Below are 21,384 nucleotides of genomic sequence, written 5' to 3' on the forward strand. Positions count from 1 at the left end.
GGAACGTTAGGGGGGAATGTCTCTTGTTGGCTTCGACGGGTCTGAGCAATCCATACTGATTGTGGGGAATTTGATATGAAAGATAGTATGAAGGGAATACGGTTTGCAAATTTTAATGAATAAAGATTTGTTAAGTAATGAAAGTTTGTAGCTGTTCCTGTTTCACTAATAGCTTCTGTAATTAATTTCACACAGTCAAGCAAAGTTGGCAAAGACGCCAAGGGTTCTAATCTTTGCGACTTGGTTTTAAATCTTAGCGTCTTTGCGTGAAATATGAAGTTGCGAATTAAAATAACCAGGCAATCAGTAAAACGTTTTTTTAAACGATTAGGGATTGCCATTCTCTCATTGATCGTTCTGTTCTTTTTACTTAACTGGATATTCCCGTTACCTGATAAGGTTGAGTACTCAACCATGATCACCGATAATAAAGGCGAACTCATAAATGCTTACCTGACCAAAGACCAGAAATGGAGAATGAAAACCGAGCTGGATGAAATTTCGCCACTGTTGCAGAAAACGATCATTGCCAAAGAAGACAAATACTTCTACTCTCATCCCGGTGTAAACCCGGTTGCTGTTGGCCGGGCATTCTTTAAAAATATTTTCAGGATGAAACGTACCAGCGGCGCCAGCACCATTACTATGCAGGTGGCAAGGGCGTTGGAGCCGGGTAAAAGAAATATCTGGAGCAAGACCCGGGAAATGTTCAGAGCCTTTCAACTGGAACTGAAGTATAGTAAAAAAGAGATCCTGCAACTCTACTTAAACCTTGTTCCTTATGGTGGAAATATTGAAGGGGTAAAATCTGCTTCGTTACTTTATTTTAATAAGAATCCTGATCATCTTTCGCTGGCAGAAATAACAGCATTAAGCATTATTCCAAACCGGCCTTCATCGCTGGTGATGGGAAAGAATAATGACCTGATCATAGAAGAAAGAAACCGTTGGTTGAAAAAATTTGCTGCTGATAAAGTATTTACGGAGAAAGAAATTGAAGATGCGCTGGCCGAACCGTTAACAGCTACAAGGAATACAGTGCCACATTATGCTCAGCATTTATCTTATAAACTGAAAAAGCAAGGTGGCCATTTTATTAAAACACATATTGATCTTAATACCCAATTGAAAACTGAAAAGCTGGTAGAAGATTACACCCGTTCACTAAAATTGCGCAATATTAAAAATGCTGCTGTAATAATTATTGATAACAAAACGCATAATGTGATCAGCTATGTGGGTTCATCATCATTTACTGATACAACAGATGGTGGACAGGTAAATGGCGCCAACGCTATCCGCCAACCGGGAAGCACATTAAAACCTTTATTGTATGCAATGTGTTTTGATGAAGGCCTGCTTACACCCAAAATGATGATAACAGACGTACCGGTAAACTACCTGGGTTATGCACCGGAAAACTATGATCAGAAATTCAACGGCTATGTAACTGTTGAGTATGCTCTGGAACATTCATTAAATATTCCTGCAGTAAAAAGTTTACAGCAACTTGGTCATGACAGGCTGATACAAAAATTGGCAGCTTGTGATTTTAAACAAATAAAAAGGGATCAGCAGAAGCTGGGTTTATCAATGATACTGGGTGGCTGCGGCGCAACACTTGAAGAAATGACAGGTTTGTTTTCTTCTTTTGCAAGCAACGGAACATATATCTCTCCTTCTTACTCAATGAATGATACGCTACATAAAAAAATAAATATTGTAAGTGATGCCGCAGCCTATATGATCGATGAAATTCTTTCGAAAGTAAACAGGCCGGATTTTCCATTGAGCTGGAGTGCAACAGAGAAAATGCCGAAGATCGCTTGGAAAACCGGAACAAGTTATGGTCGTCGTGATGCGTGGAGTATCGGCTTTAATAAAAATTATACGGTCGGCGTCTGGTGTGGAAACTTCAGCGGTGTAGGTGTAGCTGATCTAAGTGGCGCTGAAATAGCAACACCCTTGCTTTTCAAAATTTTTAATACAATAGATTATGACAGTGATGAAGAATGGTTTACACTGCCGAAAGATTGCGAACAAAGAATGGTTTGCAGTGAAACTGGTTTAGTGCCTGGTTCTAATTGTAAGAATATGATACTTGATGAATTCATTCCGCTTATCTCTTCTACAAAACAGTGCAGCAACAGGCAGGAAGTATTATTAAGCGCCGATGAAAAAACTTCCTATTGCAAAAGCTGTGTACCTGAGACAGGATACAAAAAGAAACTGATGAAGATCACTGAGCCGGAGATGCAGGCTTATTTTTCGGAGAACGGAATGAGTTATGAAAAAATTCCGCCGCATAACGAAAACTGTGAAGTGATATTTAAAGGCAATGCGCCTAATATTACTTTCCCTGTCAATGGTTCAGAATATCTGATCAGCAAAAAGATACCTGAACCTTTACTGCTTACCTGCAAAGCAGCAGCCGATGTAAGCAAAGTGTACTGGTATATCGATGATAAATTTTTTAAAGCAGCTCATCCGGGAGAAAAACAATTCTTTGTCCCCACTGAAGGGCCTGTGAAAATTTCCTGTACGGATGATAAAGGAAGAAATAGGAACATCAAGATCACGGTGAAGTTTGTGAATCTATAGAACTTCTTCCTACACGAGTCTTGTCATGTCGAGCCGGCTTCTTGATTTAACATTCGAAATAAAGAAATAAGAGGTGAGACATCTCAGACCTGTTAGTGTTTGAGATGTCTCACCTACCATTCATTAAAATCAAAGACTTCAAAACTTACCGGTTCGACATGACAAGACACTGATGAGTTGGCTAAGCCGCTTTTGTTGAAGAACAAAAAAAATCCTCGCCGAAGCGAGGATCTAAATTATTTTCTAATGTTTTTAATTCGTCTTATTCACCGAACCGGCACCGGAAGTACTTACTACCACTGAGGAGGCACTGCCTTTATAGGTAACATTCGATGCCCCTGTTGCTTCTCCTTTTACACTTACACTTGCAAATACATCAGCAGTACTGGCACCGCTAAGATCTACATCTGCATTTTCAGTCATTAGCTCAAAACATCTTGCATTTGATGCGCCGCTTGCATTAATGTAAAGATCTTTTGTTTCCCCTGCCAATCTCAGATCAGATGCCCCGGTAAGATCGCCGGATATTTTTGGAGCTTTCAGATCCAACTCAATTTTACTTGCGCCGGTAGCATGAAAACTGATCTCACTTGTATTTTCAATTTTATTTTCGCCAATAATATCGCAGGCCCCGCTTGCTTCAAAGCTTTTGAAATTTTTTCCGCTTACATATACTTTAATTCCGCTGGAAGCATTGAGGTTGGTATTATTAACCTGGTGAATTTCCAGCACGCCGTTTTCCACTTTTGTTATAATGTACTCCTGCAAGTTCGCATCTATCTCCACTTTTACAGATTCAGTTGAATCCTGTCTTACGATTACATCAATGCCGCCGCTTACATCAATACCGTTGAAGCCGGAAACCGATCGATTCTCTTTTGTTATGTTGCCATTGCCATCGATATGTTCGCCAAACCAGCTATGGCAGGATGATAAGGTAAAAGTTAAAACTGCAATTGTTGCTAAAATATTTCTCATGAGTTATGGTTTAAGCCACCAAAGGTGAATTTTATTTTGATATGACGATCGGGATTGTTATGAGGTTACAGATATCTTTCAATGAAACGTGAAATGCGAAAGATCTGACACCGTTTGCCGTTTCACCTTTCACCTAACAGTTCCTACCTTTGCGGCCATGTCTGAAAAACTGCCTCACGACCATATTATCCCCTACAAAGATTCCAGTAAAAATAAGAAGGTACAAGTGGCTGAAATGTTTGACCGTATTGCCCCGAAATACGATTTTATGAACCGCTTTTTGTCGGCCGGCATTGATGTGGGCTGGCGCAAAAAAGCGATCAAAAAACTCAAGCCCGACAACCCCAAAACGATACTCGATATTGCGACCGGCACGGGTGATATGGCAATTCTTGCCTGCCGGATCCTGAACCCTGATAAAATTGAGGGAATTGATATTTCTGTACAAATGCTGGAGCTGGGAAAAAAGAAAATTGAAAAAGAAGGACTTAGCAATAAAATTCGCTTACAAATAGGTGATTCTGAGGCAATAAACTTCGCTCCGGATTCGTTTGATGGCGGTATGGTAGCCTTCGGTGTCCGTAACTTTGAAAACCTTGAAAAAGGACTTACAGAAATTTATCGTGTACTGAAACCGGGGGCACAATTAGTCGTACTTGAATTTTCAAAACCAAAAACCTGGGGAATGAAGTCGCTCTACAATTTGTACATGAAAATTGTAGCGCCAAAAATGGCCGGTTGGGTGAGCCAGAATAAAGAAGCATATGATTATTTATGTGAGTCGGCCAAGGCTTTTCCGGAAAGACAGGAGTTTGTAAATATTTTAAATAAATCAGGATTTTCCGATACCTCGTTTAAACCGCTAAGCCTAGGAATATGTTGCATCTACACAGGAAGAAAAAAATGATTGTGTTACAGGGATTGATTTTGCTTTCAGCATTTATTTTTCCTTCGCATAAAATTTTTGCCCAGAAATACCTCGAGTATAGCTCAGATTGGTACATGGCAGATCATGATTACAAGCCTTATTATTTTGGCATCACTCTCGCAGGTAACTCAGCAAAATTTCATACAGAAAAACATCCAAAGTTTTTAGAGGATGATAGTGTGTATGTAGCTGACCCTATCAATAGTCCGGGTTTTGGTTTGGGGCTTGCGGCTACTGCAAGATTGAGCAACCGTTTTCAACTACGCTTCAATCCCCAGCTTATTTTTACTGAACGCAGCATTTATTACAAATTAAAATACCCGGATATTAATGACGGAACTGAAGTAACAAAAAAAGTTGAATCCGTAATTATGTCTTTCCCGGTTCATATAAAATTTCAAAGTGATCGCATTGGCAATTTTCGTGTATACATGTTTGGAGGTGTAAAAGCGGATATTGATATGGCGAGTAATGCAAGAGCCAAACGTGCCGAAGACCTGGTAAAGATCAAGAGTAAAGATTACGGTATTGAAGCTGGAATAGGCTTCAATTTTTTTATGCAGAGTTTTATTTTTTCTCCTGAAATAAAGATCAGCAATGGTCTCGGCAATATTCACAGCCGCGATCCTGCTTTAAAATATTCCTCAGTCTTTGATCGCATACAATCAAGGATGATCATGTTTACAATTCATCTGGAAGGGTAAGTCACCCCCTGTCCCCCTAAAGGGGTGACTTAGATCGAAGACTCTTTATACAATCATACATTCTCAAAAAAGTTAGGTTTTATTTTTGTTACCAGCGACATTGCTACTGTCAACTTTTGTTGCGTCGCACTCTTATACTGTAATGATACTATTCAACAATTTCGAAAAGAGAGGGCTGTGTTACAGCAAGCCCCCTTCAGGGGGTTTGGGGTTAATAATCAAACTCCCTTCTGTGCATATTCCACCTTACACCGATTGAAACTGCAGTTGTATTTTTTGAAGTGATGGGTGCTGTTTCAGTATCCTGCTTACGGTATAATGCATTCAGCTCAATAAAGAGATTCTCTTTTAGTTCATATTGCAGAAGCAAAGAGCCATAAAATACATTTGTTTTCCAGCCCTCGCCTATTTCATAACCATAATCCATCGTACGAAGCGGTGGTGTGTTCGGGTAAAAAATATTACTGCCATAGCTTACTGTGGTATTGGAATCACGACCCTGCATATAATAAATCAGTTTTGCATTTATCAGCCATTTAGGTGCAGGCTGATACCGGGCAATACCTATCCATTCACTGAAGTTGGCTCCCAATGGATGTGCCAGTGGTTGATTATAATGAGTAAGATTAGCAACCGAATCACGATGCGAATAAGTGAACGGGCGGACACGGTTGTGCTCTACCTGTAAGTCAAGGTTTTTTATATTGAAAGCATCAATATATTTTGCGCCAAGCTGAATAGCCCATTTATTGCCCCACCAGCCGTCGTTCTTTTTTACTTCATCCAGGACAAATTCATCGATTACGATCTGGTTATAAAACTGGAATTTCTTTGCCACGTTCGCTTTAAAATCAATACCGGCAATAGCATTATCATAGCTTCCGCTTTGCTGTTCAATTGAGCGATAAAATATGATAGGATTGAGATACCCAAATTCAAAATGGTCCTGGCGACCGAATATTACCGCCTCATACAAACCCATATTCAGCCATTTGGTGATCGCAATATCAAGATGATGAATGGCAGCGTATTTTTTTGGAATTAATTTATCGCCTCCCGGTACATGGGCATTCTGCAATTCGGCAAATATGTTCTGGTAATTGATCTTCCATATCCGGGTATTCAGTTTTAAGAATAACATATTACTGGAAAAATCACTCAGCATCAGGCTGCGATATCCATTACCGATAAAATTTTTATCATACCCAAAGCTAATGTCGATATATTTTGTTGCGCCGAATGTAAAATAACCTCTTGCTTCAAAATAGTCAAAGCCATCAGTTTTAAAAGGTTTATAATAACCGTTACCCGGAACTGCTTTTCTTTCGCTGGTCCATTGCTGTGCGTAGCTGGGTACTCTTTCCTGGTTATCGGTCAGGTAAGTATAGAACCCGATCTTATTAGCAATCTTACCCCGCAGTGTTAATCCTCTTGAATTAAGGAAAAGACTTTGGTCATAATCACTCTCCTTGCCGTAAGTGAATTGAATAACCGGGTTTAATATCAGATCAAAATCCTTCACATGTACTTCATAAAGATTGGCGGGTGTCTGGTAAAAATTTTTTCCAATTGGTTTTTTGCTTTTAAACCCTGGCTGGTTACCGGTCCATTCAATATTGTTCAGTAAAAGGCTATTGAGATTATAGGCATCTACTTTATTTGTCGCAATTGTTTTACCGGAAAGGTTAACTGCTGAAACTACACTGCGGCGGCTAAATGGTTTTATTTTTGAAAAATTGAACGCAGAATCCTTTTGCAGTTTTATTTCCAACCGTTCCAGCAAAATATTTGCTTTATCCCCGGGGTTGAGAAAAGTAGTTTGAGCAAAACTCTGAAAGGGTAAAACAAACAGGATTAACCTTAGAATGGTTTTCTTAAATTGCATGGGTCAGGTATTAGATATCGGCGACAAAATATGGAAAAATATTTGATTAAATCGGCTTTGGTAGTTAATGAAGGCAGTATTAAAAATGCAGATGTGTTGATAAGTAACGGACGCATTGAGAAAGTTGCGCCACTAATTACACTAAATGACAAAAATGCAATTGAAATAAATGCAGAAGGGAAATATTTACTGCCAGGTTGTATCGATGACCAGGTGCATTTTCGTGAGCCGGGTCTTACACATAAAGCAACAATTTATACGGAAGCGAAAGCAGCAGTTGCTGGTGGGGTTACCAGTTTTATGGAAATGCCAAACACTGTACCCAATGCATTAACAGAAGAACTACTGGAGGATAAATACAATATTGCTGAGCAAACTTCACTGGCAAATTATTCTTTTTTCATGGGTACCAGCAATAATAATGCAGATGAAGTGCTGAAGATGAATAAGCGGAAAAAAGATGTATGCGGTGTAAAGATCTTTATGGGTGCCAGCACCGGAAATATGCTGGTCGATAATTTAATGACGCTGGATAAAGTTTTCCGTGAAAGCGAAATGCTGATTGCTACACATTGTGAAGATGAACGTATCATTAAAAGCAATTATGAAAGGCTGAAAAAAGAAAAAGGAGAATTAACCGCCGCTGATCATCCGTTGATCAGAAATGAAGAGGGTTGTTTTGAAAGCTCTTTTTTAGCTATACAGATCGCTAAAAAATATAATACCCGTTTACATATACTGCATATCAGTACCGAGAAAGAATTACAGTTATTCAGCAATATGCTTCCGCTAAAAGAAAAAAGAATTACATCGGAGGTTTGTGTGCATCATTTGCATTTTACTGCTGATGATTACGAACGTCTCGGCTATAAAATAAAATGTAATCCTGCTATCAAAGCTGAACATAATAAAGAAGGATTATGGAAAGGATTGCTGGATGACAGGTTAGATGTGATTGCCACTGATCACGCCCCTCATTTGCTTTCAGAAAAAGAACCACCCTATGAACATGCACATGCTGGCTTGCCGCTTGTTCAGCATCCGTTGCTGATTATGCTACATTACTATAAGCAAGGAAAAATTTCACTGGAGAAAATTGTTTCTAAAATGAGTCATGCTGTGGCAGATTGTTTTCAAATTGCTGAACGGGGCTATATCCGCGAAGGTTATCACGCCGACCTGGTACTGGTTGATCTGAATAAACCTCATAAAGTTTCAAAGGAAAATATTTTATACAAATGCGGCTGGAGTCCTTTAGAGAATTTTGAGTTTCCTGTATCTATAACTCATACGTTCGTCAATGGACACCCTGTATATGCAGATGGAAAAATTGATGAATCAAAAAAAGGGCATAGATTGGCTTTTAACAGATAGACATGCTTCACGACTACATGGAATATACTTACCTGGCCCCCGCGGTGCTTGTTTGTGCCGGCATAGTAATGCTTATAGTGTTTTTATTCAAAAATTCAAAAAACCAGGATGTAACCAAATTGAGAAACCTGTCGGGCTATGCTTATTGGTTACTGGCTATTTGGGCATTTATTTTATTTACACTACTGATGGTTGAAGAAATATTCCGTGGAAAAAAATTCAATGAAGATGTGTTCAAAGCTTGCTGGCCTATGCTTCTTTCGCTACTTATTGTCTCACTTCTTGCTTTTATCCGAAAATATAGAAAGCATCCCGGTGGCTTATTGCTGTCATGTGCCATTTTAGTCAGTGGCTTTTATTTGTTTATTAAAGTATTAGATAATTTAGCGGCCTGATATGCAAATCGACAAAATCTCATTTAACGATATATCGATCTTCCACGAAGAAGAGGAGTTCTCTATTTTTCATAAACTCAATTTTACTAAAACAGAAGGTGGTCGGCTCTGGCTGAAGAAATTCTTCAGCGAACCATTTGATGATGTAAATAGGATCATGGGTACACAACGCATCATCCGTACACTGATGGAACATGTGAATGAATGGCCCACTGATATTACCAACGGCACCATCCTGATGATGCATAAATTTTTGGATTACTCACTCGATCCTGTACCGGAAAGACCAAATACATTTAATAGTACTATTTATACATGGTTGCATAATGAAGATTATAAAATGGCAAAGTTTGCCGTTGGGCATTTTGCAGATTTCTATCGTGGTATAAAAAATATTGCTGACTTGCTCGAAGGACTTGAATTGCCTGCCAGCATCCGTTTGTATACTGACCGTATTGCCGGGGCATTGCGGGAACCTGCATTGGCTGAATTAGCCGAAACAAAAAAGTTTGAGAAATTTTCTCCCTCTCAAAACTTATACTTTTCACATTACCTGCGTGGCCAGTATAAAGTAAAGACACTTGACCTGATTGATGTTTTCAACCGTCTTGATGCATGGTATTCGATGGCGATGGCTGTTAAAACTTATCATCTCTCATTTCCTGAATTTGTTGAGCAGGAAACCTCGATGGTGGATGCAAAAGGTTTGTATCATTTATTGATTCAAAAACCGATTGCTTATGATCTGCAGATGAATCCTGAACATAATTTTCTTTTTCTTACAGGTGCAAACATGGCAGGTAAGAGTACATTAATAAAAGCTGTCGGTTCGGCTGTTTTCCTGGCTCATATTGGAATGGCTGTCCCCGCAGCAGGCATGCGGCTTACTGTATTTGATGGATTGCTTAGTAATATTAATGTAACAGATAACATCGCTAAAGGCGAAAGCTATTTTTATAACGAAGTGCAGCGGGTAAAAAATACAGTGGAGAAAATCAACAATGGTAAAAAATGGCTGGTTTTGATTGATGAGCTGTTTAAAGGAACCAATGTGCAGGATGCGATGAAATGTTCGCTGGCTGTTATTAAAGGACTAATAAAGATCAAAAACTCACTCTTTATACTTTCCACTCATCTTTATGAAATTGGTGAGGAGTTGAAGCAATATCCCAATATCAGCTTCCGCTATTTTGAAACAACGATCACTAATGACCAGCTTGAATTCAGCTACCAGTTGCGTGAAGGCGTCAGTAACGATCGTATCGGCTATGTAATTCTAAAAAGAGAGAAAGTAGTGGATATGCTGGAAAAATTATGACCCTCATCATCCCTATAATTCTTTGAACACAGATCCGCTTTCTTCAGTTTGATACCAGTTAAATTGTTCATTCAGTTTAACTACATCACCAATAATAACCAATGATGGAGAACTGAATTGTTTACCTGCAAAATCAATAGCACAATTTTTTAATGTAGTAATATGTACCTGTTGATGAATAGTTGTTGCTTGTTCAATAATAGCAAGCGGTGTGAATGGTTTGCGGGTATAGCGCAACAATAACTCAGCAAGGTCTGTAATATTTTTTGCCGCCATATAAAAAACAAGTGTATCAGATGAAAGAGCAATTTGTCTCCATGAATCGGGACTGTAATGACTTGTAGGATTAAATGTAAGAAACTGCACACCCTGCGAATAGCCTCTTGCTGTAAGCGGAATGCCAGTATATGCCGATGCACCGGATGCTGCAGTGATGCCGGGAATAATCTCAAAAGGAATATTTTTTTCTGCTAATGCTTCTAGTTCATCCAGTACATTACTAAAGAAAGCCACATCCCCACCTTTCAGCCGCAATACATTTTTTCCCTGCTCTGCATATTCAACAATCAATGCGGTTACTTCTTCCTGGGAAAAAGAGTTATCGTTATAACCTTGTTTACCGGCTAATAACACTTCTGCATCTTTCCGTGCATGAGCAGCAATGATATCCGGGTTTACCAACCGATCTGTAATAATTACATCTGCAGCCGCTAAACGCTTTTGCAACTTCAAAGTAATTAACTCTGCATCGCCGGGGCCAGCGCCGGCAAGTGTTACTTTTCCTATATTTTCTATCTGAGACATTATTATTTTTATTTTATTAGAACAGCAGCGACTGTACTGTTACTTGTTTCATCAATTAATATAGCACTGCCATTTTCATTCAGTGTTTCATATCCGTCATAAACTAATGGCGATGCAGTTTTGATGGTCGCTTTCACTACTTCATTCAATTTTACATTTCCCTCTACCGGCTGACGTTGCAGGCTGTTTACGTCCAGCTTGTATTCTACATTTCTTACAATAGCCCTTACCTGGCGGCTATTATGCTGCAATAAATACTTGTTGCCGGAAATAAGCGGCTTATCGTCCAGCCAACAGAGCAATACTTCGAGTTCATTGTTTACTTGCGGAACATTATCAACTTTTACAATTGAATCACCACGACTGATATCAATATCATCTGCCAATTGAATAACCGCAGATTGTGGAGCAAAAATTGCTGAAACTTCTTTACCTGCTACTTCTACGGAAGCAATGGTAGTTTCAATATCCTGCGGTAAGACTTTTACTTTATCACCTTTTTTATAAATACCACTGATCACTTTACCGGCATAACCGCGGTAATCATGCAGATCATCTGTTTGTGGACGAATAACAAACTGTACCTGGAACCTTGGATTTGTAAGATTAATATCACTGTCTAGTTTTACATCTTCCAAAAATTCAAGCAGCGGTTTCCCTTTGTACCAGTTGATATGTGTTGATCTGTCAACGATATTATCTCCATCCAATGCACTGATGGGAATATAAGTAACATCTTTTAATCCTAATTGTTTTGCCACTTCACTGTAGTCAATCACAATATTGTTAAACACATCCTGCGAATATTCTACCAGGTCCATTTTATTTACTGCTACTACTACATGAGGGATTTTTAGCAGCGATGCAATAATAGAATGACGACGGGTTTGTTCAACTACCCCTTGTCTTGCATCAATTAAAATAATAATGAGACTGGCATTCGATGCACCTGTGATCATGTTACGGGTATACTGCACATGGCCAGGCGCATCAGCGATTATGAATTTTCTTTTGGGAGTGCTGAAATAACGATATGCCACATCGATCGTGATGCCCTGTTCTCTTTCTGCACGAAGGCCGTCGGTAAGTAATGCCAGATCAACTTCTCCGTTCTCTTTATTCTTAGTTGATTTTTCCAGGGCTTCCATTTGATCAATAAGAATATTCTTGCTATCGTACAGCAAACGACCAATTAATGTGCTTTTGCCATCATCAACACTGCCTGCCGTTATAAATCTCAATAGATCCATAAACCCCCTGTCCCCCTAAAGGGGGAACTTGATTTGTATTAGTCTTTCCCGATTAGATAGACTAAGTAATTTGAAAATATCTTTTGCATTTATTGAATTCATCTAAAATATAAAACACACCGACCTAAGTCTCCCCTTTAGGGGGACAGGGGGTGTTTAAAAGTATCCATTCTTCTTCCTGTCTTCCATCGCTGCTTCTGTTACCTTATCATCAATTCTTGTTTCACCTCTTTCACTTATTCTTGTTGAAATGATCTCATTGATCACTTCATCCAATGTGGCGGCATTTGATTCCACTGCAGCCGTGCAAGTCATATCACCTACGGTACGATAACGTACTTTCTTTGTAAGTACTACATCATTCTCTGCAGGCTGTACATATTCACTCATTGCCACTAACTGCCCTTCATGCTCAATTACTTTTCTTTCATGCGCAAAATAGATATTGGGCAAGTCAATATTTTCAGTTCGAATATAGTTCCAGATATCCAGCTCAGTCCAGTTACTGATCGGGAATACTCTCACGTTTTCTCCTTTATGAATTCTACCATTATAAATATTCCAGAGTTCAGGACGTTGCAGTTTGGGGTTCCATTGACCAAACTCATCTCTTACTGAAAAAATTCTTTCTTTAGCTCTTGCTTTTTCTTCATCTCTTCTTGCACCACCGATGCAACAATCAAATTTGAACTCCTCGATCGTATCGAGCAGTGTATAGGTCTGCAGCCAGTTGCGGCTGGGAAATTTTCCTTTTGGCTCAGTGAGGCTTCTTTGTTTGATAGTGTCCTCAACTTTTCTCACAACTAATGTGGCTCCAACTTTATTAGTCAGCCAGTCACGAAACTCTAATGCTTCAGGAAAATTATGGCCCGTATCAATATGGACTAAAGGAAATGGGATCTTACCCGGTGCAAATGCTTTAACTGCGAGGTGAACCATAGTAATTGAATCTTTGCCGCCACTGAAAAGCAATGCAGGTTTTTCAAATTGTGCAGCCACTTCACGAAAAATGTGAATGCTTTCCGATTCCAGTTGTTCAAGATAATTGAGATGATATTGACTCATATTCGTATTGTCTACTTATTTAGTAGGTTTCTCCTATAAATTTTTTTACTTAACTATTTTGCTTTCAGCCTCTGTATGCACATGTAAACCACATTCCTTTTTACTATTATCCTCCCACCACCAGCGACCGGCACGAAAATCTTCACCGGGCTTGATAGCTCTTGTACAAGGAGCACAACCAATACTTACAAATCCTTTATCATGTAACGGGTTGTAAGGAATATCATTCCTGCTCACAAACTGTTTTACCTGTCCCCATGTCCAGCTTAACAAAGGATGAAATTTAATGATCTGGTTTACTTCATCCCATTCGATCAACGGCATATCATGCCGGTTATTACTTTGCTCAGCACGGATACCTGTGATCCAAATCTTATTTCCTTTCAAAGCTCTTTGCAATGGTTCCACTTTACGAATATGACAACACTGTTTCCTGTTCTCTACTGATTCATAAAATGAATTCGGACCCTTTGCTGAAATAAAATCCTGGAGCGGTGAAGCTTCAGGATAATAAGCAGAAATTATGAGGTTATATTTTTCAACAGTCCTACTCCAGGTACTGTATGTTTCTGTAAAGACCCTTCCAGTATCAAGTGTAAACACTTTAACAGGAACTTTTCCAGAAGTGATGAAATAAGTAATCGCCTGGTCTTCCAAACCAAAACTGGTGGAAAATATAACCTCACCGGGAAAACGATCTGTGAGCATGCGCAATTGCTCCGCAATCTCCTTTCCCTTCAGCTCATTTTGTAACTCGTTCACTAATTCATTCATGTATAAACTCATTTTTCGTTTGCTGGCAGAGCAATCGGCTTAGTTTATAGATCCGGCTGCGGTGTATAACGCAGGTAAGGTTTTACGATCTTCACTCCTTTCTGGAATTTCTTTTGTGCATCTTCTGTTGTTACGGATAATGCAACGATCACATCTTCTCCATGCTTCCAGTCAGCAGGTGTAGCAACGCTATAACCAGCTGTCAATTGCAATGATTCCAATACACGCAGTACTTCATAAAAATTACGGCCTGTTGTCTGCGGGTAGGTAATGATCAGTTTAATTTTTTTATCCGGACCCACGATAAACAATGAACGAACCGTTACTGTTTGTGATACGTTTGGATGGATCATATCATACAGTGTAGAAACATTCCTGTCTTCATCAGCGATGATCGGAAAATCAACTAAGCATTCTTGTGTTTCATTAATATCGTTGCGCCAGAGAAGATGTTTATCCAGCGGATCAACACTTACAGCCAGCACTTTGGTATGACGTTTTGCAAATTCTTCTTTCAACAAAGCTGTTTTGCCCAGTTCCGTCGTACATACAGGTGTGTAATCGGCAGGATGGGAAAAAAGAATGCCCCAGCCATCACCCAGGTATTCATAAAAATCAATTTCTCCTTCTGTTGTTTGCGCTTTAAAGTTGGGAGCGGCGTCCCCTAAACGGAGTGACATAAAAGTTTGATTTATTGGTTACAAAAATAGGCAGGTATCACTACCCTACCAAGATTATAGACTTTAATTTACAAAGAAACCACAAACATGTGTTTGACCCGTGATCAGGGAACAAGGTCCTGTAATGTTCTTTTTTCCAGAATAGCCAGTTGTGCGTCCCGTACATCGATCATAACGTCGTGAAGGCCACAATGTTTCTCATCACAGTTCTTACACTTTTCATAAAAGTAAAGACTCACACAGGGCAACATGGCAATCGGACCATCCACTACTCGGATGATGCGGGCCACTGGCACTTTAGAAGGATTATGGATAAGATAATAACCGCCGCCTTTACCTTTCTTGCTTTCTAAAATTCCCTCTTTTTTTAATTCAAGCAAAATGTTCTCAAGGAACTTTAACGGTATTTTTTTCTTTCTTGAGATCTCTGAAATAAGCACGGGCCCTTTGTTGTAATTCTCAACAAGATGGGTTAATGCCCTGAATGCGTATTGCGTTTTTTTAGATAACATATTTAATGGATCACCAATTGATAATTGATCGGGGAATTTTTACGGAGCATAGCGGATACGCCACAATATTTTTCCAGCGAAAGATCGATGGCCTTCCTCACTTTATCTTCATTTTCTTTTTTTGTTTTCATATGATAAGTGATACTTATTTCTGAAAAAACTTTAGGATGATCTTCGGTCTGTTGCGCTTCCACTTCAATTTTAAAATCAGAAAACTCGACCCTCATTTTTCCCAGTATATCTACAATATCAATTCCGCTGCAGCCGGCAAGTCCGCTTAGCAGCAATGCTTTGGGGCCATGCCCGTGTTTTTTATCACCGTCAACGCTTATTTTATTGCCATCATGTTCGGATTCGAACATGTGATTTTTTTTCCAGGTTGTAGTTGTCTTCATATCCCAATACTCGAAAGAGTAATTATTTTATAATTGATGTTTTTGATCTTGCTGGATCTTTTCTAATGTCCATTCGATCTTTTTTTCAAAGTTATGCCTTCGCTCCTTACAATCCTGTTTTTCACATATACGGCAACTGAAATCCAGGCAACCGTCGGAATGAACAAATAACTCGACTGATTCACCATAGTGTTGTTTTACCAGTGCCGACAACGCATCTACTTCGCGGTGAGCTTCATGTACATTCAAATACCAGGGTACCGTAAGATGGCAATCGATATGCAGTATTGATCCGTATTTTATTACCCGCAGGTTGTGCAGATCAACCCAATTTTCTCTCCTGTTTTTATTCAGCATAACAGCCAGTTCATCCAGCAATTTTTTATCTGCTTCATCCATGATGCCTGCAATAGAGGGCCGCAAAATTTTATACCCTGTATAAATGATCAGAAAGCCGAAAATAATTGCTACAACCGGATCGATCCATTTGTAGCCTGTAAAATAAATAAGCACCAGCCCCGCGATAATACCCAATGTAGAATAACAGTCGCTTTGCAAATGCCTGCCGCTTGCTACCAATGCAAGGGAATTATTCTTTTTCCCTTTTAACACACTAAAAGTGCCCATAACAAAATTGATAACCGCCGTTATACCTACAAGATAAATTCCGTAATCAAGCTTTTGCAATTCGACAGGATTGATAAGACTATTAATGGCTTTATAAATAATGATCAGCCCCGCCGTACCGATCAATGTGCCTTCAACAGCAGCTGAGATAAATTCAGCTTTACCATGGCCATATGGATGATCAAAATCTTTTGGTTTAGACGCCACATACAAACTATATAAACCAATAAACCCTGCTGCCACATTCACAATACTTTCCAGCGCATCGGTAAGAATAGAAACAGAGTGAGTAAGATAATAGGCAGCAAACTTAAAGACAAGCAATAGCACAGATACTGCTGTTATCCATTTCTGTACTGCGAGATTTTGTTTACTTACCTGCAATGATCGGGTGTTTAGTTGTCGAATGTACATAAAAAAAGCCCCCTGCTAAAAAGCAGGGGACTACTTAAATGGATCTTGATTTTAATAGCAAGTTTACTCTTTGCTGAGAGATTAATATGTTTATCTCGCTATTACAAATTTCTTATTGATGCGAACCGATGGGTCTGTGCTCATCAGCATATACTCACCTTGCGGCAATGAATTAACATCGATAATGATATTTGTATTCCCGTTATTAATATTTGTTCTCAATTGTTTAACCGTTCTTCCATTCAGATCAAGTATCTGCAGGTTGGTTGTGACGGCCCTGTCGGAACGAACTACCAATGTTATCTTATCTCTTGCTGGGACAGGATATAATGTACTGCTGAATGATTTGCCTTCGCAACTTGTGCTGCGTATGTTAGTATAGGTTGTTTTGCCATCTATATCCACCTGGCGGAGACGATACTGAACATTACCACCTTCCAGGTCGAGGTATTGATATTGACGGGCTATTGCACTGTTACCAGATGCATCTACTTTATCAACTGTTTTCCAGTCACTACCATTTCCACTTCTTTGAACTTCATAGTAATCTGCATTTTCTTCTGTTGCAGTTTCCCATGTAAGTAATGCACCCTTATCATTACAATCAGCATTGAAGTATGTGAAGATAACTGGAGTAACAACTGGTGGTCTTAACGGTAATCCTGGGTTAACTGTCAAAGAATTAACTGGATATTCATTTGCATCCACATCAGCAACTGCATAAGTAGTAAATGGTGATGGTGATCCACCACTACCAGAATTTATCATTGCAAAGCCAGCATATGAACCGCTGTTGGCAAGTGACCACAATGTTACTGTAAACATATCCTGCCATGTAGTATTCAATGTAACTCCTGTACCATCCATTGTTCCTACTGCTCTTCTATCATAAGTTTCTGTTCCTAGAGTTTGGCTAAATACCCCACACTGAAAAACTGTTGTATATGCAAATCCACCACCAGCAAAGAAAGGAGAAACAGTAACATTTGCAGGGTTACTCACAGTTGCACAGCCTGGTGTTGTTGGAATCATAGCTCTTGTGCTTTGCCAACTCCATCCTACAGAAATTGAGTTAACATTTGGAATAGTAGCTCCCGTAGTACGAATCTGAAGAACAAATGTAACAGAGCCTGTTGCTGCGCCTCCTCCATCCGGATCTGCAGAATTATAAACAACATTACCTAATCTCCATTCACAAACCTGGGCTCTACTATTTGTACTTGCAAGTAGTAAAAAAAGAATTCCTGTAGCTAAGACTTTTGTTGTAGAAAACACTTTCATAAACTGTTTTTTTCGGTGTTCAAAATTAATCTAATGTGACTTTATTGTTCTTCCGGCCCTATTGGATCTGGAATATTTGTTTTAACGATCTTTATACTTTGCCTTGCTGGTGCACCGCCTGTTCCTGATGCAGCGATTGTAGCCTTAGTCAAACTTACATCAGTTGCATTGATTGTTCCACTAAGAGTTACATCCGTCAATGAATAACCTGTTGTAGAAGCTGCAATAGCATTTTTAATTGCGCTGACATCTGTAGCGTTAACAATACCATTCTTATTTGCATCCCCACCCCAAAAACCATAGTTTCCGCTTGAAGGAAGTAATACAACCGGATCAGAAGGTGCTCCAACAGGTTTATAAATATTTGCCAGAGACCTGAAATCATTATTATAAAAACCAGTTGCATTTGATGTGATAGCATTACTCATAACACCTAAATGATTTCTATGACGAATAACGATAAAAGCTGTTCCTTGCTTACTTATATCAAATGAAATCGGAGTTGCTCCATCTAAACCTACAATTGTTCCATTGCTTAAGAAGAAACCAGCTCTTCTTCCAACTATGGTTGCCGAAGTAGCACTTGCTGGCAATCCATCAGCTGGCATTCTTAATTCAACCAATGCCCAATCAACTATTGTTGGATGCGCTGTAAAAAACCCTGCACTTACAGACTCTGTTCCTACATAATTAAACGGAGGTGTATTAAAAACTTGTAACAAGCCACTTCCACCAGCTTCTAAAGTAGATATTAAAGAAGCATTCATAAAGCCACCCGTATTCCAGGCACCTCTCAAAAAGGCTGTTGCATTCATTGTATAATTTGGATCAGCCAACTTCCATTCATTAGCAATTTCAGTTGTTGTTAATCCTGTTGTAGATACATAATTAGTAGCGCCATCTCTTGTTACAGGAGTAAGCTTACCATTCCATACAGCTGTTACATTCTGCCAGGGAACAAGGTTGCCTTCTGTATTTGTATTCAACTCACCATCTATATAAGGATAACGTATATCGCTTGTAAATCCTGTACCTCCTGTTTGTGCAAACTGGAATTTTCTTTTCACTTCTCTTTCGGTACCGGTTGGATCGCCACCAGCACTTTGAGGTATCATGGTTACAGTAAAATCTGTTGGGGGTGTACCACCCGCAGTTGTTACCTGCATGTTAGCTTGATTAAAGATCCGCATGGCGCCATTTGACCATCCTGTTCTTCTTACACGGCCAACAATTTCTTTGTTGGCAGCAAAATCAAATGTGGCAGTCACAGGAGCAGAAAATAAAAACGAGGGGTTTGTGATCGGGTCAGTTGTAAAGTTGCCTTCATCATAATCCAGTTTACCACTCAATAAAGTGGTACCTGCCAGTTTTACTTCGTTGGCAGCAGCTGTTTTAATGATCCAGAGATTAGTAAGCACAGATGATCCGCCGTTAAGCGTTACATTATTTGCGCCAGACATGATCAATGAATCGTCTGCCGTAGTTGTATTGTAAGTACCGGCATTGGCAAAACTTCCCTGTACTTCGAGCTTACCATTATTGGTGATAGTACCACCGGCATCGTTGGTTACATCACCACCGCAGAATACAACTGCGCCGCCAGTAATGGTTATTGTAGCACCGGAGGTTACTTTTAACTGGGCATTCATCACTAATGCTACCAGTGTGCTGCAAACGAGAAAACTAATTTTTTTCATAATCATGCTGTTTTTTGGTCTATCAACTAATGTTTTCAAGGATATGGGTTTCATAGGTTTTGAGCGATTAAGATATGTCAAAAATGAATATCTTCTGTTAGCTTTACATTATTCATTTAGTAAACGGGAGATTCCGGTGAGTAAACGGGATTCCCTGCTACTAAATTGAGGTAAAAAATAGTCACGGCCTATACCCTATTTAGGGGATTTTCACCTGTTTTCCGTTTGCAATAAACAACATTTTCAACTCTTACGATTTATTATTTTCTTTTTCAGTTTACGTGTAATGCGGGTATAATATTCTCTATTGAAAAGTTGTGAATCATGCATGGCTTTGTACGTAAGAAAAATGCCAATAGGCACCAATACCATTGTGGAGAACCACATGCCTGCTGTTACCGGCATTTTATTTTCCTTCCCGAATTTTTCGCCCATCGTGCTGGTAAAATAAAAAAGCATAAAAAAGATAATGGCAAATACGAGTGGTGTTCCAAGCCCACCTTTGCGGATAATTGCTCCCAGCGGCGCCCCGATCAAAAACAAAACAAGGCAGGCGATCGATAAGGTGATCTTCCGGTGCCATTCAATTTTATATTTACGCAGGTTGCGGTCTCTTTCTTTCAGTTCTCCCGAGCCGGCTTCAATATTTATTTTTAAAGTGCTGATCAGCGATATGGCAGATTCATTTACCAGATGACGGGCTGAATCGGGCAGCAGGCTATCTAATTTATTTACCGGCTTTAGCGCAAATGTGTCATAAGCTTTCCAGTTGCTGTCAAGATATTTTATAAAGTTATACTGGCCATAATGATAATCATGTTGCTGCTTTCTCAACCTGTCATTCTCTTTTTTCATGGAATCAATCGTCTGCCTCAGTTGCCGCATGCTCAGCATTTTTTCGCCGGAACGGTTTACACTATCGGCCGTGCGGTTAAACTGGAATGAACTGAGGTCAAATTGTTTTGTGTATTCTTTAAACCCTACCCGTATATACTCTGTTTCGGTACCGGATCCTCTTTCCTGGTAACGCCACCCGTTCAGCAGGTCAAATTCAAGCAATCTTTTATCTGCTGTTACCGTCATTCGTCCTTCAGGAGCAATAATAAAATTATCCTGCAAACTATTACTCTGTTCATATACGATCACATTGCGGATGACGCTGTCATTTTCTTTCTTTCCTATTTTAATAGCAAACCCACTGATGCGATCATAAAAAACTCCTTCCTGCAGATCAAAAGAGGGTTTGGCATATACAATATCGGCCAGCATTGTACGGGATTTCAGCTGCGCAACAGGCATGAGGTAATTGGAAAATAAAAAAGCAACACCGCAAATGAATAATGTGAATATAAGTAATGGCCGCATAAACCGCATGAGTGAGATACCGGCAGACTTGATAGCAACGAGCTCAAAACTTTCACCCAGGTTGCCAAAGGTCATTAGCGAAGACAATAAAATGGAGAGCGGTAATGCGAGTGGTACCAGTACGGCCATCTGGTACCATATAAATTCAAATATAAGTATTGGCTCAAGTCCCTTACCAACAAAATCGTCAATATATAGCCAGAAGAACTGCATGACCAACACAAGCACGGTGATAAAAAAGGTGCCGATGAACGGCCCGATGAATGCCCCTAAAACCAGCCTGTCTAATTTTTTAATCATGCGCCGTTAGTGTTGCTTACAACCGGATTGAATTAGT

The 21,384-nt window shown here is 39.5% G+C and carries 19 protein-coding genes; 6 read left to right on the top strand and 13 right to left on the bottom strand.

Annotated elements, in window-relative coordinates; all coding sequences use genetic code 11:
• The first annotated feature begins 273 nt into the window (after window positions 1-273).
• A complete protein-coding gene (gene pbpC / locus E6H07_02300; protein ID TMI64769.1) occupies window positions 274-2,601 on the top strand; it encodes a penicillin-binding protein 1C in 2,328 nt (775 codons plus the stop codon).
• A 252-nt stretch (window positions 2,602-2,853) separates the two neighbouring features.
• On the opposite strand, the gene E6H07_02305 is transcribed toward pbpC, so the two are convergent.
• Window positions 2,854-3,579 carry a DUF2807 domain-containing protein gene (locus tag E6H07_02305; GenBank protein TMI64770.1) on the bottom strand — a complete coding sequence of 242 codons (726 nt, stop codon included), beginning with the start codon at window positions 3,577-3,579 and terminating at the stop codon, window positions 2,854-2,856.
• A 157-nt stretch (window positions 3,580-3,736) separates the two neighbouring features.
• On the opposite strand from E6H07_02305, the gene ubiE reads away from it, so the two are divergent.
• Both ubiE and E6H07_02315 read left to right on the top strand, forming a co-directional pair.
• Window positions 3,737-4,486, top strand: a complete 750-nt coding sequence (gene ubiE, locus E6H07_02310; protein TMI64771.1) for a bifunctional demethylmenaquinone methyltransferase/2-methoxy-6-polyprenyl-1,4-benzoquinol methylase UbiE — start codon at window positions 3,737-3,739, stop codon at window positions 4,484-4,486.
• Between the two features lie 95 nt (window positions 4,487-4,581).
• Window positions 4,582-5,211 carry a PorT family protein gene (locus tag E6H07_02315; protein TMI66445.1) on the top strand — a complete coding sequence of 210 codons (630 nt, stop codon included), beginning with the start codon at window positions 4,582-4,584 and terminating at the stop codon, window positions 5,209-5,211.
• Between the two features lie 211 nt (window positions 5,212-5,422).
• Here E6H07_02315 and E6H07_02320 read toward each other — a convergent pair whose 3' ends face one another.
• Window positions 5,423-7,096: a hypothetical protein gene (locus E6H07_02320; protein ID TMI64772.1), complete on the bottom strand. Its 1,674-nt coding sequence runs from the start codon at window positions 7,094-7,096 to the stop codon at window positions 5,423-5,425.
• Window positions 7,097-7,126: 30 nt separating this feature from the next.
• On the opposite strand from E6H07_02320, the gene E6H07_02325 reads away from it, so the two are divergent.
• From E6H07_02325 to E6H07_02335, 3 genes are read left to right on the top strand one after another with little or no spacing between them, the layout of a single operon-like run.
• Complete coding sequence (locus E6H07_02325; GenBank protein TMI64773.1) at window positions 7,127-8,470, top strand: dihydroorotase; 1,344 nt, start codon at window positions 7,127-7,129, stop codon at window positions 8,468-8,470.
• 2 nt (window positions 8,471-8,472) lie between these two features.
• Window positions 8,473-8,865 (top strand): hypothetical protein, encoded by a 393-nt coding sequence (locus tag E6H07_02330; protein ID TMI64774.1) that lies wholly within the window; start codon window positions 8,473-8,475, stop codon window positions 8,863-8,865.
• 1 nt (window position 8,866) lies between these two features.
• Window positions 8,867-10,183 carry a DNA mismatch repair protein MutS gene (locus E6H07_02335; protein ID TMI64775.1) on the top strand — a complete coding sequence of 439 codons (1,317 nt, stop codon included), beginning with the start codon at window positions 8,867-8,869 and terminating at the stop codon, window positions 10,181-10,183.
• A gap of 12 nt (window positions 10,184-10,195) precedes the next feature.
• Here E6H07_02335 and cobA read toward each other — a convergent pair whose 3' ends face one another.
• The 11 genes from cobA to E6H07_02390 all read right to left on the bottom strand — a co-directional run bounded on the left by cobA (window position 10,196) and on the right by E6H07_02390 (window position 21,344).
• On the bottom strand, window positions 10,196-10,987 hold the full coding sequence (gene cobA / locus E6H07_02340; GenBank protein TMI64776.1) for a uroporphyrinogen-III C-methyltransferase: 792 nt from the start codon (window positions 10,985-10,987) through the stop codon (window positions 10,196-10,198).
• A gap of 8 nt (window positions 10,988-10,995) precedes the next feature.
• A complete protein-coding gene (locus tag E6H07_02345) occupies window positions 10,996-12,237 on the bottom strand; it encodes a sulfate adenylyltransferase (GenBank protein TMI64777.1) in 1,242 nt (413 codons plus the stop codon).
• A gap of 156 nt (window positions 12,238-12,393) precedes the next feature.
• Window positions 12,394-13,302, bottom strand: coding sequence for a sulfate adenylyltransferase subunit CysD (gene cysD / locus E6H07_02350; protein ID TMI64778.1), 909 nt, complete (start codon window positions 13,300-13,302; stop codon window positions 12,394-12,396).
• Window positions 13,303-13,347: 45 nt separating this feature from the next.
• The gene (locus E6H07_02355) at window positions 13,348-14,076 is read right to left on the bottom strand and encodes a phosphoadenylyl-sulfate reductase (GenBank protein ID TMI64779.1); all 729 of its coding nucleotides are present in this window, start codon (window positions 14,074-14,076) and stop codon (window positions 13,348-13,350) included.
• A 44-nt stretch (window positions 14,077-14,120) separates the two neighbouring features.
• Window positions 14,121-14,756: a peroxiredoxin gene (locus tag E6H07_02360; protein ID TMI64780.1), complete on the bottom strand. Its 636-nt coding sequence runs from the start codon at window positions 14,754-14,756 to the stop codon at window positions 14,121-14,123.
• Window positions 14,757-14,860: 104 nt separating this feature from the next.
• Window positions 14,861-15,268 carry an Rrf2 family transcriptional regulator gene (locus tag E6H07_02365; protein TMI64781.1) on the bottom strand — a complete coding sequence of 136 codons (408 nt, stop codon included), beginning with the start codon at window positions 15,266-15,268 and terminating at the stop codon, window positions 14,861-14,863.
• A 2-nt stretch (window positions 15,269-15,270) separates the two neighbouring features.
• Window positions 15,271-15,663, bottom strand: coding sequence for an OsmC family protein (locus E6H07_02370; protein TMI64782.1), 393 nt, complete (start codon window positions 15,661-15,663; stop codon window positions 15,271-15,273).
• A gap of 27 nt (window positions 15,664-15,690) precedes the next feature.
• Window positions 15,691-16,704 carry a cation transporter gene (locus tag E6H07_02375; GenBank protein TMI64783.1) on the bottom strand — a complete coding sequence of 338 codons (1,014 nt, stop codon included), beginning with the start codon at window positions 16,702-16,704 and terminating at the stop codon, window positions 15,691-15,693.
• 90 nt (window positions 16,705-16,794) lie between these two features.
• Window positions 16,795-17,985 (bottom strand): T9SS type A sorting domain-containing protein, encoded by a 1,191-nt coding sequence (locus E6H07_02380; protein ID TMI64784.1) that lies wholly within the window; start codon window positions 17,983-17,985, stop codon window positions 16,795-16,797.
• A gap of 41 nt (window positions 17,986-18,026) precedes the next feature.
• The gene (locus E6H07_02385) at window positions 18,027-19,682 is read right to left on the bottom strand and encodes a hypothetical protein (protein ID TMI64785.1); all 1,656 of its coding nucleotides are present in this window, start codon (window positions 19,680-19,682) and stop codon (window positions 18,027-18,029) included.
• A 243-nt stretch (window positions 19,683-19,925) separates the two neighbouring features.
• Window positions 19,926-21,344, bottom strand: coding sequence for a YjgP/YjgQ family permease (locus E6H07_02390; protein TMI66446.1), 1,419 nt, complete (start codon window positions 21,342-21,344; stop codon window positions 19,926-19,928).
• Window positions 21,345-21,384: the final 40 nt, after the last annotated feature.

It is taken from the genome of Bacteroidota bacterium (assembly GCA_005882315.1).
GTDB lineage: Bacteria > Bacteroidota > Bacteroidia > Chitinophagales > Chitinophagaceae > VBAR01.

Coding starts and splice junctions, on each gene's coding strand:
- E6H07_02305 (TMI64770.1), bottom strand. CDS start 3,579: ATGAGAAATATTTTAGCAACAATTGCAGTTTTAACTTTTACCTTATCA.
- E6H07_02375 (TMI64783.1), bottom strand. CDS start 16,704: ATGTACATTCGACAACTAAACACCCGATCATTGCAGGTAAGTAAACAA.
- E6H07_02345 (TMI64777.1), bottom strand. CDS start 12,237: ATGGATCTATTGAGATTTATAACGGCAGGCAGTGTTGATGATGGCAAA.
- E6H07_02325 (TMI64773.1), top strand. CDS start 7,127: ATGGAAAAATATTTGATTAAATCGGCTTTGGTAGTTAATGAAGGCAGT.
- ubiE (TMI64771.1), top strand. CDS start 3,737: ATGTCTGAAAAACTGCCTCACGACCATATTATCCCCTACAAAGATTCC.
- E6H07_02315 (TMI66445.1), top strand. CDS start 4,582: ATGGCAGATCATGATTACAAGCCTTATTATTTTGGCATCACTCTCGCA.
- E6H07_02365 (TMI64781.1), bottom strand. CDS start 15,268: ATGTTATCTAAAAAAACGCAATACGCATTCAGGGCATTAACCCATCTT.
- E6H07_02360 (TMI64780.1), bottom strand. CDS start 14,756: ATGTCACTCCGTTTAGGGGACGCCGCTCCCAACTTTAAAGCGCAAACA.
- pbpC (TMI64769.1), top strand. CDS start 274: ATGAAGTTGCGAATTAAAATAACCAGGCAATCAGTAAAACGTTTTTTT.
- E6H07_02370 (TMI64782.1), bottom strand. CDS start 15,663: ATGAAGACAACTACAACCTGGAAAAAAAATCACATGTTCGAATCCGAA.
- E6H07_02385 (TMI64785.1), bottom strand. CDS start 19,682: ATGAAAAAAATTAGTTTTCTCGTTTGCAGCACACTGGTAGCATTAGTG.
- E6H07_02320 (TMI64772.1), bottom strand. CDS start 7,096: ATGCAATTTAAGAAAACCATTCTAAGGTTAATCCTGTTTGTTTTACCC.
- E6H07_02380 (TMI64784.1), bottom strand. CDS start 17,985: ATGAAAGTGTTTTCTACAACAAAAGTCTTAGCTACAGGAATTCTTTTT.
- E6H07_02355 (TMI64779.1), bottom strand. CDS start 14,076: ATGAATGAATTAGTGAACGAGTTACAAAATGAGCTGAAGGGAAAGGAG.
- E6H07_02330 (TMI64774.1), top strand. CDS start 8,473: ATGCTTCACGACTACATGGAATATACTTACCTGGCCCCCGCGGTGCTT.
- cysD (TMI64778.1), bottom strand. CDS start 13,302: ATGAGTCAATATCATCTCAATTATCTTGAACAACTGGAATCGGAAAGC.
- E6H07_02335 (TMI64775.1), top strand. CDS start 8,867: ATGCAAATCGACAAAATCTCATTTAACGATATATCGATCTTCCACGAA.
- cobA (TMI64776.1), bottom strand. CDS start 10,987: ATGTCTCAGATAGAAAATATAGGAAAAGTAACACTTGCCGGCGCTGGC.